This is a genomic window from candidate division WOR-3 bacterium (genome assembly GCA_013177935.1).
Lineage (GTDB): Bacteria > Hydrothermota > Tepidihabitantia > Tepidihabitantales > Tepidihabitantaceae > Tepidihabitans.
In genome coordinates this window covers 299977-317484 of record JABLXZ010000001.1, presented here as the reverse complement: position 1 = coordinate 317484, position 17508 = coordinate 299977, and the positions used below count along the sequence as shown (strand labels likewise).

Genomic DNA, 17508 nt, shown 5'->3' with positions numbered 1-17508 from the left:
GCCTATCTTTCGGCTTTTAATAACAGTATTACGCCACTAATGCCAAAAACGATATTCGGTAGCCAGGCAGAAAGCACCGGACTTATGATATGAGCATAACCGAACGCCCGGCAAATCTGAATTGCACCCCAGTATAAAAAAGAAAAAAGCAACCCCAAGCCCAAGCCCAACATAACCCCGCCCCGGCGCAGTTTTACCGCAAGGGGCAGTCCTAAAACGGTCACGATTAAACCAATCAGGGCATAAGAAAATCGATAATGGTATTCAACCTCTTCCCGCGCAACATTTTCCCCTGCCCTTTTCATTTTGGCAATATAGCGCCTTAAAAATGGCGTTGATGTTTCCTCAATCGGACGCATTGGCATCAACCACTCATCAGGAGAAAAGTTGAACATAGTAAGTGCGACGCGCTTTAGTCGCTGAAATTTTTCTTCGCCTTGGGCCGAAAATTGCCGAAGCACAATATTGTCTCCTACCCAACCACTGTTGCCCAAAGTTGCTGTTTCACCGTCAACCCGCGTTACTACGCGCCGTTCTTTATTCAGTTCCAGAAGCAAAAAATTGTGTAAGGTCGATTTTTCTTTTGTCTTTTGCCACTCCCGAATCCATAGTACCCGGTTGCCATCAACTCGATAGACATCAACAGTGCGCTGCTCAACCGGCACCGACCGTTTTTCAATCACGTAGCGCCGTAAATCACTGAGATAACGGTTAAAAGGTACTGTTATCAACTCATTACCCACCAGATACAACATCCCGGTTAACGCGCCGATAACTATCGCCGGTATAAAAAGGCGATAAATTATTACCCCGGCACTTTTTAAAGCGGCAATTTCGTTGTAACGGGTCATCTGGCCATACACGACGAATACCGCTAAAACAAGACTCACCGGATACAAAAGCGCTATTGCTGTGGGCAGGCTATAAAAATAGTAACGGAGGACCACAGGCAGTGCAACATTGCGGCTGGTGAAATAACTGAGTTCTTCAAAAAGGTCGATTAAGAGATATATTGTTACCACGCTCAGAAGTGCCAGCAGGGTAAACTTGATAAGTTCGTAAAATAGATGACGATAAATTATCTTCATCTTGCGCCGGCACCGCTTCCCAAACCCAGAAGGTTTATTATTTTCTCGCCCAGAGAAACCTCAAAGAACGCTCGTGCCATCAACTCTGCCACCGGAACAACGAGTAAGATGTTAGGCAGCCACATTCCTAAAAAGGGTGATATCCGACCGCCCTCAGCAAAGTTTTCCCCACCGAGGAGAACAACATAATAAACCGCAAAGAATATCAAGCCAACGATAAATCCGGTGCCGACCCCACCCCGCCGTAACACCACTCCCAGCGGTGCCCCGAACAGGAGGAAAAAAAACGCCGAAAAGGCAAGGGAAAACCGTTTGTGTACTTCGGTCAGGGACCGCGCCAGTTCAGTATTTTTGTAGCGCAGCTGGGTTCTCAGTTCGTCGCGTTTGAACTGTAACGCCTCGTTGTCTGAATTCTTGGCCGCCAGTGAGTCAAGTTGACGCTTTAACTCCTGTACCGCCTTTTTGTTTTCCTTGACCACGGTTAGTAACTGGAACAGGCGCTTCTCGTCATCACCCCGATATTCCCGATTTCTTCGAATTAACTCGTCGTCCATCAGTATGTTTATCGTATGTTGCTGAAAATCCAGACGCCGGTAATTACCGTTCGTTGTCAGTTCGTGTATTTCTCCATCGTAAAGAGAAAGAATCATATACCGGTCATCGGGTGTATAATCAATTTTACCTCTTGGTGCCGTGACAAATGATGGCACCCCCTTTCCCTTTGACTTTTCAAAAATCACCACATTGGAAACTTCCGAGCGCCTCTCATCTATTACGCCGATATACACCATATATCCTGGAAAGTCATCAAGGAATACTCGTTCCTGAATACGCAGGGACGGTTTTTTCCGGGCGATATCGGTCAAAAGCCCCCGAACCTGGTATTGCGACTCAGGAAGTACGAACCCATTAAAAAATGCCATAAACGGCATTAAAACCGCCCCAAAAACCAGTGCCGGAACAAAAATCCGCCAGGTGGGGATTCCCGCCGCACGAATCGCGGTGATTTCATTATCCTGCGCCATTCGGCCAAAGGTAATTACGCCCCCAATCAGGATTGCCAGAGGAGTGCTGATGCTGATTACAAAAGGGAGTGAGAGAAACATTATTTCACCGATGATTTTTACCGCAACCCCTTTACGCACCAATAAGTCGGCAAGAAGAAAAAGCCGGTCCATAAGCAAAATAAAGGATAAGACGACAATCGCAAATACAAAAGAAGGAATTATTTGCCGGAAGGTCTCCCGCTCAAAAATCCTCATTTAACTATCATATTCAGTACCTATTTTAAGTCAAGGTTCAGTACAAACAGGAGAACGGACAATAATTTCCGTTACCATCCCTTAGACTACCCCGGGGTTGGGTATGGAAAATTGTTGCAAAACTGGTAACCCCTTTAAATTTCATAGCCTTATTTAAAAATTCCGTTCTGCCATCAAGTATACTTTAAAGTATACTGACCAGCAGATGTTTAAGCCCAACCGCAGAACAATAAAAATTAACCGCCACTTTATTAATTTACTCACATTCAATATAGTTGCCAATATCAGTGTAAATCATTGACAGAATTATTATAGATATTATATTTTAACCAAAAGGGCGCAATTAATGAATGTGAATGATGCATCTTCCCTGAAAATTCGACCCATAGAGAAAAGTGATGCCTATCAAGTAGGTATATTAACAGACCGAATTTACGCGGAAATGGGCACTGAGCCGCTTTACTCGGTCGATGCCATGATAAGACTTTTCGAAACCCCCTGGTTGCAAGATGGTGCCGGTCTGGTTCTTGAACAGAACAAACTGATTATAGGTTACGGTTGGGCAAGGTATCAAGCTTGGCACTGCCGCAATGTAATCAATATGGGACTTTTTCTGGGTCCAGAAGCACGGGAAAGAGGCAAATATAAAATACTTACTGACGAACTTTTTAAAATCGCCCAGGGCCTGGCACATCGCTTCAGAATATCTGAGGCTTTAATATTCTATCGAAGCGTTGACTATATCCATCCACCAATAATTTACCAACTCGGATTTCAAAAACATCCGGTTTCAATGCTTGGTTTTCGGCATACTCTTGAATCATTAGATGAAATTAAGCTTCCCCCGGGAATCGTAATCCGTCCTGCCCATCTCCCCGATGAAAAAGGTTTAATTCACTCCCTGGGCATGGAAGCGTTCGACGACCCGCTAAATCAAGGTGAGCATATCCACGAATCCCATCTCGATATTGAAATGGGAAACCCGGAATTTAAAAACGAACAATTTATGATTGCCTGGCAGGAAGATAAACCTGCTGGGTATCTGGTAATTTTCTCGGGAACAAACCGCCCCGGAGAAAAGAGCTACGACATTGCCGAAGTCGGGGTTGTTCCGCGTATGCGCCGTAAGGGAATCGGCACCGCCCTACTTCTTTCGGCACTGCACTGGATTAAAAAACAAAATGCCCGCGTTGCATTAATCGCGGCATTCAGCAGCAATTCTGTGATTTCACTCTACTGGCGGTTAAAATTCCGTCCGGACCCGCTCCGCACCTACAATTTTTTCATCCGGCAAATTTAAGCACCTTGTTTCCGTTTTGTTCATATCAGAAGCAAATTACCCTGTTGACCCAAAGCGTAACATTTGCTAAATTAACCTATGTTATACCGTGATGCTGGTGTTGATATCGAACGGATGAATGCTGTCAAAAAAGAAATTGGCCGGATAGTCAGAAAAACATATTTGCCTGAGGTCATTTCCGAAGTAGGGCTGTTTGGTTCATTATTCAAAATCCCCCGGAAACAAAAACCGGTCCTTGTTGCCAGTTGCGATAGCGTGGGAACAAAGGTACTCATCGCCCGGGAAATGGGCATATTTAACACCGTTGGTATCGACATCGTTAACCATTGTGTAAATGATATCCTCACCCTCGGCGCAAAACCGTTGTTCTTCCTTGATTACATAGCCCATTCCGACCTCTCCAGTAACCAGTTGCTTGACCTGATAAAAGGTTTAGCCAATGCCTGCCGGCAAAATGGCTGCGCCCTGGTAGGTGGCGAAACCGCGATGATGCCCGATATTTACCGAAACGGAGATTTTGACCTTGTGGGATTCATCGTCGGCATTGTGGAGCAGGACCAGATCGTTGATGCCCAAAAATTGAAACCCGGTGATGTTGCAATTGGGATTCCCTCCAACGGTCTCCACACCAATGGCTACTCGCTTGCCCGCAAGGTCCTTTTTAAGTTAAATCGTTTAACGGTACATTCCAAAGTTCAGGGACTTAAGTACACTCTGGGCAAAGAACTGCTCCGGCCTCATCGGTCTTATTTTAAGTTGGTCTATCCGCTTCTTAACCAGGTCAAAGCAGTTGCTCATATCACGGGCGGTGGGTTCTACGACAACATAAGCCGGCTATTACCGCCGGAAACCTCATGTATCATCAAAAAATCGACCTGGCGCCCTCCCCCAATATTTCAGTTAATCCAGAAATTGGGTGCGGTTCCGGATGAGGAGATGTATCGGACTTTCAATATGGGGATCGGCATGGTACTCTTTGTTGCCCCGGATAAAGCGGCGACAATGCGACGTCGTATCCCTGGTGCAAGGGTAATCGGTAAAATTGTCCGCGGCACATTTGCAGTAGCGGTGATATAAACACTGAAAATCACCCCCGGGGATGGAAGGTTTTATAAACCTCCCGCAGATAAGTTCGGTCAATATGGGTGTAAATCTGGGTCGTTACAATACTGGAATGGCCCAGCATCTCCTGCACAACCCGTAAGTCAGCGCCTCCTTCCAGCAGGTGAGTTGCAAATGAGTGACGCAGAATATGAGGTGTAATGCGTCGTTCGATACCAGCAAGACGGGCACACTGCTTAAGAATCTTCCAGAACCCCATTCTACTCAATCTGCCGCCCCTCCGATTGAGAAAAAGATAAGGCGTGCTTTTACCCCGGGCATAATGTTCGCGTGCCAGCGCCAGATAATCTTTAACCGCCTGCAAAGCCGGTGTGCCCAATGGCACCAGTCGCTCCTTAGACCTTTTGCCAAAAATGCGAACAAACCTCTCGCTCATATCGATATCGCTCGTTTTTAAATTTAACAGTTCTGATACTCTTAATCCTGCACCATAAGCCACTTCCAGCATCGCCCTTGCCCGAAGTGCCCAGAACCGGTCCGGAGCCTTAACCGTGCCTTCGATCAAACACGATACTTCATTTTGACTTAAGGTTTCTGGCAGCCGGCGCTTCGGCCGGGGCAACTTCAACTCCTGTGCCGGGTCCGGCAAGTTATACTCCGCTTCAAGAAACGCTCCAAACACACGCAGTGAACTCAACTTACGAGCAAATGTGGATGTTGCAATACCGCAGTCGGACAAAGTCTGAACAAATTGTCGCAACAGTTTCGAGTTTATCAATTCAGGATTTTTGGCAATCTCTGGTTTGAACGCATACAACTGTTTAATATCGGCAAGATAACAGTCAGCCGAAACTTTTGTTACACCCCTCTCAACCAAAAGGTAATGACTAAAACGCTCAAGGGTTGATGAAACTAACTCCCTAATTTTGCCCGGACTCTTCCCTTTCAAATTTGAAAAAAGGTGTTTAAATCTTCCCGGGAAACAACCGTATCTTTTTCAAACCTTTCATCCGGTAACGGGTGGTCCTGGTTGTAATGTAAGCCGCGGGATTCAAGGCGCCGCCGGGCACAGGTAACGATAAGACAGGACACCGTAAGCATATTTTTCAGTTCAAGGATATCAACAGTTCGTGTGCCACCCCCGATAAATTCGGCAGTTCTGTTAATCAGTTTCGTCAATTCTGTTTCTGCTTCAGCAAGGCCGGCATCGGTACGGACGATACCGGCATTACGCCACATCGTGTCACGCAACCGATTAACGATTGTTTCGCTTTCCTGGATTTTTCTGTTTTCGCCATTTAAAAAAGCCGCTGGTAAAAATTCACTGCCCATTTTTAACTCCGTAACTTCTTTTGCCCGAACTGCTGCTCTTTCAGCAAATACTAACGCCTCAAGTAGTGAATTGGAAGCCAGTCGATTGGCGCCGTGCAAACCGCTGCAGGCACATTCACCAGCGGCAAACAGGTTTTTAATAGAAGTTTCTGCCCAGGAGTTTATCTGGACACCGCCGCAAACATAATGAGCCGCAGGCACAACCGGAATCGGCTCCCGGGTAATATCAATACCGAGTCTCAAACAGGTCTGGTAAATCGTCGGGAAACGGGTTACCAACTTTTCTGCTGGAATTGAAGTACAATCAAGTAAAACAAAGTCGTCACCCCGCCGCGACAGTTCTGCCGCAATCGCTCGAGCAACAACATCACGGGGTGCCAGTGAGCCATCCGGATGGTAAGCAGACATAAACTCTTTCCCATCTTTGGTACGCAGAACCGCGCCTTCCCCGCGGACCGCTTCGGAAATCAGAAAAACCCGGTCATCAATTCGAGAACCAAAAAGGGTTGTGGGGTGAAACTGAATAAACTCCATATTTGCTATTTTTGCCCCGGCACGAAAAGCCATTGCAATACCATCACCCGTTGCAATTGCCGGATTGGTTGTGTGTCGATACACCTGGCCAATACCACCGGTCGCAAGTAAACAAACTTTTGCAAAAACAGTTTTTACAACTCCGGACGATTTGTCGAGGATAAACGCCCCGCGACAGGCACCCGTGTCGTCAACAATAAGGTCAACGGTAAAATGTTCCTCCCAGATTGTGACATCAGGATGGGAGCGCACCGCTTGAAGTAACCCCCGCTCAATCTCGGCGCCAGTTGCATCGCGGGCATGAACAATTCGCCGGCGGCGGTGTCCGCCTTCTTGACCTAACTCAAACTTCAGTTCACCATGATTTTGTTCCAGTGTCGAAAATTTTATTCCCAATGCCCACAACTCCCGAACCAAACGCGGACCGGCTTCGGTAACCATCTGGACAATTTCCGGGTGTGCTAACCCGGCGCCTACTCGCATCGTATCCTCGTAATGGAGCCGTGGATTGTCATCTTGCGCAACTGCCGCGGCGATGCCTCCTTGCGCATAATTGGTATTGGATTCGGCGCTGTCCTTTTTGGTAACTATCAGAACTTTGCCCTTGTCGCCAACCTTCCAGGCGAACCATAAACCGGCAATACCCGAACCGATTACTAAGTAATCAACTCGCGTTATATCGTACATCAGACTAAAAACGCCAGCCAAGAGCAATTCCTAACTGGCCAGTTGCGGGCTTAATTTCAACCCTCTTGCTTAAAGGTTTTTCGGGCAGAAAAAAAAGACAGTCAAATGCGCTTATCAAACGATTCAGCACCAAACCAGCGGCTAAGAAACTTACCGTCATTCCCGCCGCACGCGCTGCCCGCCTTGTCTGCCAGTAGGAGTAAATTCGGATAGAATCCGAACTCCAGTTCCACTCCTGCTCGCCAAAATAGCCCCGGCTTTCATAATAACGGCGCTGGGCATCAGGGTCGTCAGGATAAAGTTCCCTCGCCACGCGCCGGATATCTTCGTTGTACTCGGTACTGCTTTTGTAGCGTTCAAGCGCCCGGTAATAGTTAGGGTCTTTAATGGTAATGTCCGCACCGGCAAATCTGCTGGCAATCAAGCGAGCATCCGCTTCTTTACTTGTTCTGTACCAGGAAAAACCCGCCCAACCGAGCCACATAACACCATCTGCCCAGAGCATCGCCTCTCCTCGAGTACGTACTCCGGAAATTAGTTGTCCGGTTCCCGGCAAAATCGCCGAAGCAAGCGCCGCTTTACCGGTTGATAGGTTTGCTTTTGGTTTTTCCGGGGTCGGAGTCAAACTTACGATAATTGCAATAATAAAACTCATCACTCCTCCTAACTACTGAACAATAAATTTTCTAACCTCTGCTTCTTTTTCCTGCCTTATCCTCAAAAAATACACTCCGGGCTTTAATGAACTGAAGTCAAATGATGCTTTATCCGCAAGCACACGTTTGCCTTCATATTGACGGCCCGCAGCATCATAAATTTGGAGTATTGCACCTGCCGGAACCTCACTCATGAACCGTTTCTGGTTGGTCACGATAGTGGGAAAAACAACTCTTGAAGTGCCTGCTGTCGGCTTGCTTTGGTGTATTTCTTCTACGCCGATTAAATTCCAATCGGTCAATTTGGCATAGATGTCCCAGCCCAGATGGCGTCGGTTGTCGGTCCAGGTCCAGGCAATAACTGAGCTATTGGCAGCAACGCTCTGTCCCACAGTCCAGTGGGTGTTTTTAGGAAAGTAGTTTGGTTCATTAATCTTGGCGTTGGCGCCGATGCGGGTTCTATCGGCACGAAACCGCTGGCAGTAAATCTGGGGATTACCGGCAATTTCCCGTTCGTCGTTAAATAAAACAACCAACTTTCCTGACCGGTCAAAAGCACAACTGGGTGAATAGCAGTCGCTACCGCCAGGGTTATCATTAACCCGCTCGTTCTCGCCAAGTCGATTGCCCAGCGAATCCAGCCACTGAATATAAACATCGTAATAGCCATTTCTGGTATCCTCCCAGGTAATGGCAATCGTGCCGTCTTCGGCAATCGCACACGAAGGGTAGCCCTGATATACCGTACCCGCATCGGTGTTAACCCTGATATTCCTGCCGATTCTTGAACCGTCGTTTCGGAACAACTGGCAGTAAATATTGTAATCCCCATCACGGTTATCCATCCAGGATACAACCCAGTAACCGTTTGAATTCATCGCCACGCTCGCATAGGCACCTTCCGCCGCCGTATCGGCTACTGAAAACTCTTCACCAACCGGATTGCCAGATTCGTCGTAGCGACGGGCATAAATCCGGTACTGTCTTTCCCGATAGTCCATCCAGACAACAATGGCACGATTGAACGAATCCATCGCACAATATGGATACCACTGGAAATTGTTGCCAACATCGGAATTGACACGGAAATTACCACCCAGCTTCTGTCCGGAAAAGTCCAGAAACTGAGCGTAAATGTCGCCATCAACACGATTGTCAAACCAGGCAACGATAAACTTACGATTTCCACCGGCAACACTTGGATAATACTGGGCGGCACCGCCGGCATCCTCATTCAACCGAAGATTGGAAGCAAGTTCGTTTCCCGAAGAATCAAGCACCGTCCGATAGATATCACAGGAAGTTCCCCTTTCATCCTCCCAGGCAATGACAATGTTTCCTTTTCGTTCCATTCCGATTGAAGAACACCGTTGGTGAGCACTGGCATAATCGTCATTGACCCGGAAGTTTGTGCCTCGCGGTAAACCATTGCGGTCCAGATGCTGAGCATAGATGTCAAAATTGCCATTGCGGGAGTCACTCCAGAAAATCCAGTAGCCTCCATCCTGACTGGCAACAACCGCGGGCGCATTTTGGGCTGTAGAACCGATGTCGTCGTTTACCTTAAACTCAACACCTATTCTGTTGCCGCTGGCGTCAAACCTCTGGCAATAGATATCTTCGTTGCCGTTTCTTGTGTCGGTCCAGACAACGATAAACTCTCCAAGGTTATTTATCGCACAGACGCCGCCGTACTGGTCGGTGCTACCGGCATCAGCATTCACCCGAAAATTAGAACCAAGCGGTGTTCCATCAGAACTGTACATCTGAGCATAGACATCCCAATTCGCTCTTCTACGGTCGTCCCAGGTTACTATAAACCAGCCGCTTGACGCACAGGAAATCTTGGGTGTCCATTGGGTGCTGTCATCCGGTGTCACCAGCACATTGTTACCCAGCCGATTGCCAGTTCTATCAAACCGTTGAAAGAAGATATCCCAGCTGCCCCTTCGGCCATCCATCCAGACGACAACGAACCGGTTTGAGTCGTCGCCACTGACATCAGGTTCGTATTGATTGCCATACCCGATTGGGTCATCATTGACCCGAAAATTACCGCCTAGGGGTGAACCATCAGGGTTATAAAACTGGGCAAAAATATCCCCGGTTAGACCATATCGACGGTCATCCCAAGTAATTAATGTTGTCCCGTCAGCCGCTGTATAAATAGCCGAGATACTCTGGTCACCGGGCACACCAGAATCACTTACCCGAAAGTTATCACCAAGGCGGTTACCCACCGAGTCAAATCGTTGAGCAAATACATCGGAATTTCCAATCTCCCTTCGGTCCTCCCAGGAAAATGTCCAGCCGTTTTCTGGTCCCATTGCTACTGCCGGGTCACCCTGCCAGCCCAAAGTGACATCGGAGTTTATTCGTTCGTTAACCCCAATTCGTTCCCCTGCAGCGTCAAAGCGCTGGAACCAGACATCAGCATCCCCATCCCGAAAATCACACCAGACAACAACAAAGTTCCCATTGGTGCCAATCGCCACCTCTGGACTGATGTGTTTACATCCGCCACTGGTATCGTCATTACACACAAAATCGGTTTTGATAACGCTGTCGACACCTACTCCTTTTGAATAAGTTACTCTTCCGCTGCGATTGGGCAAAGAACCAACAGGTAAAGGCCTGGGATTCTCAAGGTTGCGTTCAATTAACATTCGCTCGGGGGTTAAGAAGTTCTGAGTTGCTGGTGGTAAAAGCAACGAACCAAGCAAAAGAGCGCAAAGTATCATCGAACAATCGCCAGTTTAGCAAAACGAATGATATCGCTCTGCCCGTTTTCAATACGCAAGCGTACCACATAGAGACCCGGTGGTATATTCCTTAAATCAACAGGTGCTTCGTTGTCGAGCAAAGGAACTGCATGACCTTCAAACTCATCAACTACTGGTTTTCCGCTCATATCAAGCACCATCAACCAGACTTTACCCGAATTAGAACCCAGACGATATCGAATCGTCACCTTTTCTCCAGCTGGGTTGGGGTAAACATAAAATGATTGCACAAGATTTTCTGAATGATGGGGAGAAACGGTCAAATTAGCAAGGGGAACAAAGCCGGTGTGGCAGGGGTCATAATTGGCGCAGGACCAAAAGGCTTTATCAGCCGAACCAGGAATTTTATATGCATAAAAGACCCCGTTGTCCGAACCGGCAACGATTTCCATCACACCATCCTTGTCAATATCGGCAACCAGCGGAATGGCACTAACTGGAGCGGTCGTTTGCAAAGGGAAAAATGGTAACATTTTACCTGTTTTGCCATCATACCCGAGAATCCCGTATTGAGGTGAGCCAATAATCAAATCTAAGACATCGTCGTTGTTCAAATCGGCGATAACCGGCGATGAGGTATAATTAAAAGGTACATCATAAGTTATAATCCAGTTTCCTGCCAGTTCCTGTACAGTGTAGGTCGATTCCTGAATAAATGGAAAGTTTGTGACCAGAGTACCATTGAAGTTGAAGGCGTAGATTTTGTATCGGGAAGCAGCAACAATATCAAGATAGCCATCACCGTTCAAATCTGCGACCGCCGGTTGTCCGGCAAATGGGTGTTCAATCTGTTTTTCCGAACGGTATGCAATCCTGCCATCCTGTTCCACTATGTAAAGTTTATAATCGTGCTCTCCCCCTGCGATAACCGCAATTTCCATAACACTATCCCGGTCAAAATCGGCAACAATCGGTTGACTTACTGCATAGAACGACGAAACTCCAAAAACAACCGGGAAATTGGGAATAATTGAACCATCCGGGTTGATTAAATAAAGGCGATGGTCTCCAGTGAGAAGCACAATTTTCGGCTGAATCGTATCGGTAACCGCAACCGGTGCCCTGATTTCTGAACCGACGGGTACTGGAAATCCGGGTAATGATGTTCCCTGATAGTTCCAGGCATAAAGTTTCGTATCGGTAGAACCGACAACAACATCCTTTAACCCGTTGCCATCGATATCAACCAGTACCGGAGCCGCAGTTATCCGGTCCAATGTCCGCACTGTTGCAATGGACTGACCGTTAGCTCCGTAAATCCGGACCCTGCCATCTTCTCCAGCGACCACGACTTCAAGTCCGGGATTCGGTGCCACATCGCCAACCGCGACATCAGCACTGATACCTGTCCCGATGTTAACAAAACTACCATTAGGAAACCGGTACCCTCTGCCATCAGGTTCCCAGATGCTTATCTGACCCGCGCTATCTGCGGTAATAATCTCCTGTATGCCATTCCCATCGATATCAGCCGTAAATGAAGAAAGGAACCGTGAGTCCCGATTCTGGTCAACGGGGAAACCTGATTGATAAAGCTCCCAGTTAATCCGCAAAGGAATCACTGTGTCTTTCAGTCGGTTGACTGTGTCTCTCTCCCCCAAAATTTCAACCGCAATAAATGTTTTTCCATTATAACCATCGCTATTCGGATTGGTGTGGGCGCTAAAACGGTCATTATAACCCTGCTTGGAAAAGGCATCAAATTTATAACCGTAGACTTCGTACTGGTAATTGTAAGTCTGCCAGTAAGGCACATCAAAATCCTGAACCCCATCCCCCTCTTCAAGGTCAACACCTTTGTGTTCCGGAAAGATATTGACCGCATTGTAGGGACCGTAGTCAGCAAGGATTTTTTCATCAATGTGCCAGATTAAAATGCCCGACCCGGGCTGAAAAAAGTCGTATTCGTTCGACTCAACAGAAATTACTACACCATCTTCAACATCAACAATAATGGTATCCGGTTTTCGTACATCGGTTTGCCGGTTTTCAATCAAGAAGTACTCATATTCATTTATCGGCACTTTGACCACCACCGGAAAAACCGATTCGGGTCGCGATAAAAAAAGCTGAGTGTCAATTGCTGCTGCATATACCAAAACCGAATCGGTAGGAGTTTGAATTACTGTGGGATTAACCAATCCCAGTTTGACCCGATTATAAGCGTCAAGAAAACCGGGTATTATTCCGGGTGGTACACCAGCGCCATAATCTCCTAACCATCCGCCATAGCCCATTAAACTCCATGCCCCAACCCCCATTGTTACACCGGTAACATCGTAAAGGTCATAGGCGCCCAGAAGATGGGCAAACTCGTGCGCAAGAGTTCCTGCCAAACCCACCATTCCAGCAAGGTTAGTCTCCCCCGTTTCGGTCAGGGTGTCCTGACGCATCATTTCCGGTAGAACTGTTGCCTGTTCGATGCGGGTCCTCCCCGAATCAACAAGGATGTATGGAACACCGAGATACGCTTCAATCGCACCCGGGGGGATTTCTCCTGCAAGCAGGTCATAAGGACTGTCCAACTTATTGTCCGCGGCAAGGTCTGATTGCAATCCACTTCCTGCATGGAAAATGATGAACTCGTCATAATCACTGAAGGTTATTGAAGGATCTTCATCGGCAATTTTGAACGCATCATGCAGCAACCGCACCAGCCCGAACTCAATTCCTTCGTAGGAAACCGTGTCGCCATAAAACATCATCTCTCTTGGTAATTGATAGGCAGCCTTTTCTTCATCAGGTACAACCCGAAAGTCAATATAGAGTCTGCCCTGAGACTGGGCAAGGTAGTAGTTTCGCAACCCCTCCATCAACCTTTCAAAGTACCGTTTGAAATGGGGTGGGTCGTAAAAGAGTCCTGAGTCCGGTGAAAGAAATCCCAAGGTGTCAAACTTGCCATTTCCTGTGGTTAGCGGTGTCGTATCTTCAACAAACTCAACCCGTATACATAGCACCCGCACCGTATCAACGCCGCCCTGCTGCAGTCTTTCAATCCGAGCCAAATCACTGCCGGTTGGCTGGAAGCGAAAGCGCTGAAACGGCGATGTTCTGTCCTGCATTATTGTTTGAGAAGGTATCAGCCTTTTGCTGAACTCAATTTGAAGGTTACTTCTTACTGATTGTTGCCTTGTTAAGGTAACTTTTCCCCCGAATCCGAACTCAAAGCAAATAAAAATTAAGGCTAAAATCGCCGGTAGTGATACTCTCTTCACTGTTCCTCACTTTATCAAATCAAAAGCGGAGAGAGAGGGATTCGAACCCCCGATACCCGAAAAGGGTATACGTGATTTCGAGTCACGCGCCTTCGTCCACTCGGCCATCTCTCCACAAAACTGTTTTACTTTGCCGCTCGTTTTACCTCGCGCCTTTTCTTAAAAAAGGTTTTCAGAAGTTGTGTCGTTTCATTCGCCAGGACCCCTTCGGTTACATCAAGGCGATGGTTAAACTTATTGTCCCGGGCGATATCGTATTGCGAACCAAGACAACCAAACTTCTCATCGCGGGCTCCAAATACAACCCGTTTAGGTCGTGCCAGAATCAACGCACCGGTGCACATCAAGCAGGGCTCAAGAGTTATGTAAACCGTTGCCCCGGTTAATCGCCAGTTGCCAAGAGTAGTGGCGGCTGAAGTCAACGCCAGAATCTCGGCATGAGCGGTTGGGTCTTTAAGAGTTTCCACGCGATTATGGCCCCGCCCAATAATAACACCCTCTTTAACCACGACACAACCCACCGGTACTTCACCCTCCTTAAGCCCCAGTTGTGCTTCGGCAAGGGCGAGTCGCATCCACCTTTCGTCTTCTTCTAAATTCCACATCCTATATCATGCGCCCGGCGCGATTCGAACGCGCAACCTACGGATTCGTAGTCCGGCACTCTATCCAGTTGAGCTACGGGCGCATTCTTAAATCTATTGTAGATTTACAATACAGAAAGTCAAGCCCGAATATCGAAGCGTTGTACCGGCATTCTCTTACATTACTCCCAACGATGCGATTGGAGCCGTTTAAGTAATCGTTAGCGGTACCAACTGTTACCGGGTAAGCACAACTCGTTCCGTGAGCGTCCGCTCCGCACTCAACCGGCAGAAATAGATGCCCGCTGGCACTCTGCGACCGGTACGGTCGGTACCGTTCCAGGAGACCTGATACTCTCCTGCCGCAGAAACACCATCGACCAATTTATTCACTTTCCTGCCCAGGGCATCAAAAATTTCAAGACGAATCGGACCAGATGTACCGAGGGAATAGCGGATATTAATAACCGAACCGTTGGGATTTGCCCCAGCAATGGCAAGTGAAGTCTGGTATTTCACTGTTGGCTCGCTGGCAATGCCGGTGCCGGTGACAACAATGTCTTCGAGCGGACCTTTATCACCCCAGCCCCACGCAGCGTTGTGTCCTCGCACCCGGTACCAGTACCGACCGGTTTGGGTAACGGTAACTTCATACATTGTATCGGTTATATTGTCAGCCACGGTCCGGCGACTGGCAAAACCGGGTACGGGCCAGACATCGTCAATATAAACACCGGCATTGAGCGTATTATCATCAGTCATATAGCGGAACCGGATATAAACCGACTTTCCTGCCCAGGGTTCGAGTGAATAGGACTTATAGAGCCAGCCGTTCGAATTGCCGGTATAACGGTCGTGCAACTGAATCCACTCTTTACCTTCAAGCGAAACTTCGGTGGTAACCACATCGTAATTGCTCTCGGTGTTGAACCAAATCCAGTAGCGCAAACTGTCACCGCTTTGAACCGGATAAGGGTCTACGGTCATTGCATAATTGGCAATATTGTTACCGGTACCAAGATAAACGCTGTAACTTCCGGAACGCTTCTGGGTCGTGGAAAGCGATGCCCCCTGAAATACCCAACGGCTGCTGCCACTTTCAAATCCATCTTCGACAACCGAAAGGTCACTCAACTCCTCCAGTTCCCAGCGGTCCGGATGGTTATGTTCCGGTCTGATTGGTGTCCAGTGCACGACAAAAGTTCCGGTAGCGCTTGAATCCATCGGTGCAAGAATTGGTCGTGGTACCATCCCTTCAAGTGCCTGAATAACTGAATCGGCGCGGCTGTATAGAAACCAGAGCCCTTTAAAAACTTCGCGCTGAATCGCATCCAGCTGGCTTGTTGACTGGTAAAAGGTTGTGCCAATTTCGAAAACATAACTCATACACGGGAAACCGCCGATGTAATGTGCCCAACCATACATCCAGTCAATTTCACCACCGTTTGTCGGATAAAGCTGGCTTGCCGGTTCAGGCGTATAGGTGCCACCAGATAGACGTTGCATCTGTTGAGCAATACCCTGCCCCAGACTCATCAGTGTGGTGTTGTCTGGGGGTATTTCTCCGTTGCCATAGGGCCAGAGCACAAGTTCTGAATAAGAGTGTAAAGAGACCGCACAAACAAATGTGTGCTGTTTAAAAAACGAGCTCAACGCTGCGACCTCTTTTCCCCAGGCACCGAACCCACCCATAAAGGTTTCGTCGGCAGGACGGTGGGAGGTCCTTGAACCGGCTACCAGCGAACCCCAGTCAGCCATTCTTGAGCCGTTACAGGCACCGTTGTAGTTCCGATTCGGGTCCGAGCCAATCGCCGAACTAAAAGGTTGACGGTTCTTGCGCCAGGAACGCTGAGCCGGATAATCGTAGACATAGCCATCAACATTCAAAATCGGAATAACCCAAACCTGATGATTGTCAACAAAGTTACGGAACTCGGTATTCGTTGCGTAGTTACGCAAAATGGTGTCTGTGAAGTAGCGCGCCGCCTGTGGCGATGCCCATTCCCGGGCGTGGTGCATCGCAACAAGCAAAACCTCAGGTTCATCTTCCTCAACCTGCGGGTTGTCAGAAATCTTTACCCCATAAATCCAGCGACCTTCGTGAGTCTGGCCAATGGAGTCAAACCGGCAGATTCCAGGATAGTTTGACGCCCAGGACCGCATAATTGAAACCAGTGAATCGTAGGAGCAGTAGAATCCAAACTCCTGGGCTTGCAGTTTTTGTACCTCAAGGTCCGGGACGATTATCTCGCTTTTTAAACCGGAATTGAGCACTAGGCTCAGGTCCTCCTCTTCAAGAAGCAGGTCATAAGAAGAGCCCGGTATTGCACCGGCAATCTCAATCGATGTGCCCTTAAAGGGAATGTGTTGATAAACTGTTTGATAGTCCGGTGCCGCAACTCGAACAATCAACTGCTTTGCCTGAACAAAACTTACCAGGGCAGCAAGGCAAAAAATAAGGCTTAAAGCCCTACCTGGGACACGATTCTTTTTCATTTTAACTCCTTTTTCTCTTTTGGGAACCATTGGTTAACAAACTCACCAGTCTATTACACTCTCTGCTCACCATAAAATTATAACTCTGGATTCAAATCGGGTCAATTAAATCCGGCTACTCACCCGGCGGTTGGCGCAACTCTTTTTTTTCGGCAACAAGATGTTTTAATCGCAAAATTTTTTCTTTTGCCCTTCTGGAACGGCGGCGCTTCTGACGCCGAATCCGGGCAATCTCTCTTTCCCGCTCCGTTTCGATTTTCAGAATTTGTGCGGCAACCTTCTCGGCTAAAATTCGCCGCGCCCAAAACCGGTTCAACGCCTGGGAACGCTCTTTGGTAACCTTGACCTCTATTCCGCTTGGCAGATGTTTTAGATAAACTCCGGTTGCCACCTTGTTGACATTTTGGCCACCCGGTCCGCGGGAACGGACAAACCGCTCAATTAAATCTTCCTCCCGGATTCCCAGCCGTGCCATCTTTTCCGCCAGTTCTGCCTCTTTTTTAGCACTT

Annotated in this window: 12 protein-coding genes and 2 tRNA genes; 2 read left to right on the top strand and 12 right to left on the bottom strand. The window is 47.9% G+C overall.

Features of this window, described 5'->3' with window-relative positions; translation table 11 throughout:
• Window positions 1-2: 2 nt before the first annotated feature.
• Together HPY86_01490 and HPY86_01485 are read right to left on the bottom strand one after the other, a co-directional pair.
• On the bottom strand, window positions 3-1088 hold the full coding sequence (locus HPY86_01490; protein NPV13590.1) for a YjgP/YjgQ family permease: 1086 nt from the start codon (window positions 1086-1088) through the stop codon (window positions 3-5).
• A complete protein-coding gene (locus tag HPY86_01485) occupies window positions 1085-2350 on the bottom strand; it encodes a YjgP/YjgQ family permease (GenBank protein ID NPV13589.1) in 1266 nt (421 codons plus the stop codon). Before HPY86_01485 ends, HPY86_01490 begins: the two co-directional genes overlap by 4 nt.
• 346 nt (window positions 2351-2696) lie before the next feature.
• Here HPY86_01485 and HPY86_01480 point away from each other — a divergent pair, with 346 nt between their 5' ends.
• The gene (locus HPY86_01480) at window positions 2697-3650 is read left to right on the top strand and encodes a GNAT family N-acetyltransferase (protein ID NPV13588.1); all 954 of its coding nucleotides are present in this window, start codon (window positions 2697-2699) and stop codon (window positions 3648-3650) included.
• A gap of 78 nt (window positions 3651-3728) precedes the next feature.
• Window positions 3729-4727, top strand: a complete 999-nt coding sequence (locus HPY86_01475) for a phosphoribosylformylglycinamidine cyclo-ligase (protein NPV13587.1) — start codon at window positions 3729-3731, stop codon at window positions 4725-4727.
• A 10-nt stretch (window positions 4728-4737) separates the two neighbouring features.
• Here the strand turns inward: HPY86_01475 and HPY86_01470 are convergent, their stop codons facing one another.
• The 10 genes from HPY86_01470 to HPY86_01425 form a co-directional block, all read right to left on the bottom strand.
• Window positions 4738-5637, bottom strand: coding sequence for a tyrosine recombinase XerD (locus tag HPY86_01470; protein NPV13586.1), 900 nt, complete (start codon window positions 5635-5637; stop codon window positions 4738-4740).
• A gap of 20 nt (window positions 5638-5657) precedes the next feature.
• Window positions 5658-7265 (bottom strand): L-aspartate oxidase, encoded by a 1608-nt coding sequence (gene nadB / locus HPY86_01465; GenBank protein NPV13585.1) that lies wholly within the window; start codon window positions 7263-7265, stop codon window positions 5658-5660.
• Window positions 7266-7269: 4 nt separating this feature from the next.
• Window positions 7270-7920 carry a hypothetical protein gene (locus HPY86_01460; GenBank protein ID NPV13584.1) on the bottom strand — a complete coding sequence of 217 codons (651 nt, stop codon included), beginning with the start codon at window positions 7918-7920 and terminating at the stop codon, window positions 7270-7272.
• 12 nt (window positions 7921-7932) lie between these two features.
• Window positions 7933-10662 carry a T9SS type A sorting domain-containing protein gene (locus HPY86_01455; GenBank protein NPV13583.1) on the bottom strand — a complete coding sequence of 910 codons (2730 nt, stop codon included), beginning with the start codon at window positions 10660-10662 and terminating at the stop codon, window positions 7933-7935.
• Window positions 10659-13766 carry a T9SS type A sorting domain-containing protein gene (locus tag HPY86_01450; protein NPV13582.1) on the bottom strand — a complete coding sequence of 1036 codons (3108 nt, stop codon included), beginning with the start codon at window positions 13764-13766 and terminating at the stop codon, window positions 10659-10661. The genes HPY86_01455 and HPY86_01450 overlap by 4 nt, the downstream gene beginning before the upstream one ends.
• Window positions 13767-13945: 179 nt before the next feature.
• Window positions 13946-14033: transfer RNA gene (locus HPY86_01445), tRNA-Ser, on the bottom strand.
• An 11-nt stretch (window positions 14034-14044) separates the two neighbouring features.
• Complete coding sequence (gene tadA / locus HPY86_01440) at window positions 14045-14524, bottom strand: tRNA adenosine(34) deaminase TadA (protein NPV13581.1); 480 nt, start codon at window positions 14522-14524, stop codon at window positions 14045-14047.
• Between the two features lie 9 nt (window positions 14525-14533).
• Window positions 14534-14607 (bottom strand) — tRNA-Arg (locus HPY86_01435).
• A 133-nt stretch (window positions 14608-14740) separates the two neighbouring features.
• Window positions 14741-16999 carry a T9SS type A sorting domain-containing protein gene (locus HPY86_01430; protein ID NPV13580.1) on the bottom strand — a complete coding sequence of 753 codons (2259 nt, stop codon included), beginning with the start codon at window positions 16997-16999 and terminating at the stop codon, window positions 14741-14743.
• Window positions 17000-17114: 115 nt separating this feature from the next.
• Window positions 17115-17474 carry a peptide chain release factor-like protein gene (locus tag HPY86_01425; protein NPV13579.1) on the bottom strand — a complete coding sequence of 120 codons (360 nt, stop codon included), beginning with the start codon at window positions 17472-17474 and terminating at the stop codon, window positions 17115-17117.
• Window positions 17475-17508 lie beyond the last annotated feature (34 nt).

What these genes read in the sequence shown, in the direction of transcription:
- tadA (NPV13581.1), bottom strand. Translation starts at nt 14,524, where the DNA reads ATGTGGAATTTAGAAGAAGACGAAAGGTGGATGCGACTCGCCCTTGCC.
- HPY86_01480 (NPV13588.1), top strand. Translation starts at nt 2,697, where the DNA reads ATGAATGTGAATGATGCATCTTCCCTGAAAATTCGACCCATAGAGAAA.
- HPY86_01490 (NPV13590.1), bottom strand. Translation starts at nt 1,088, where the DNA reads ATGAAGATAATTTATCGTCATCTATTTTACGAACTTATCAAGTTTACC.
- HPY86_01425 (NPV13579.1), bottom strand. Translation starts at nt 17,474, where the DNA reads ATGGCACGGCTGGGAATCCGGGAGGAAGATTTAATTGAGCGGTTTGTC.
- HPY86_01475 (NPV13587.1), top strand. Translation starts at nt 3,729, where the DNA reads ATGTTATACCGTGATGCTGGTGTTGATATCGAACGGATGAATGCTGTC.
- HPY86_01485 (NPV13589.1), bottom strand. Translation starts at nt 2,350, where the DNA reads ATGAGGATTTTTGAGCGGGAGACCTTCCGGCAAATAATTCCTTCTTTT.
- HPY86_01430 (NPV13580.1), bottom strand. Translation starts at nt 16,999, where the DNA reads ATGAAAAAGAATCGTGTCCCAGGTAGGGCTTTAAGCCTTATTTTTTGC.
- HPY86_01450 (NPV13582.1), bottom strand. Translation starts at nt 13,766, where the DNA reads ATGCAGGACAGAACATCGCCGTTTCAGCGCTTTCGCTTCCAGCCAACC.
- HPY86_01455 (NPV13583.1), bottom strand. Translation starts at nt 10,662, where the DNA reads ATGATACTTTGCGCTCTTTTGCTTGGTTCGTTGCTTTTACCACCAGCA.
- HPY86_01460 (NPV13584.1), bottom strand. Translation starts at nt 7,920, where the DNA reads ATGAGTTTTATTATTGCAATTATCGTAAGTTTGACTCCGACCCCGGAA.
- nadB (NPV13585.1), bottom strand. Translation starts at nt 7,265, where the DNA reads ATGTACGATATAACGCGAGTTGATTACTTAGTAATCGGTTCGGGTATT.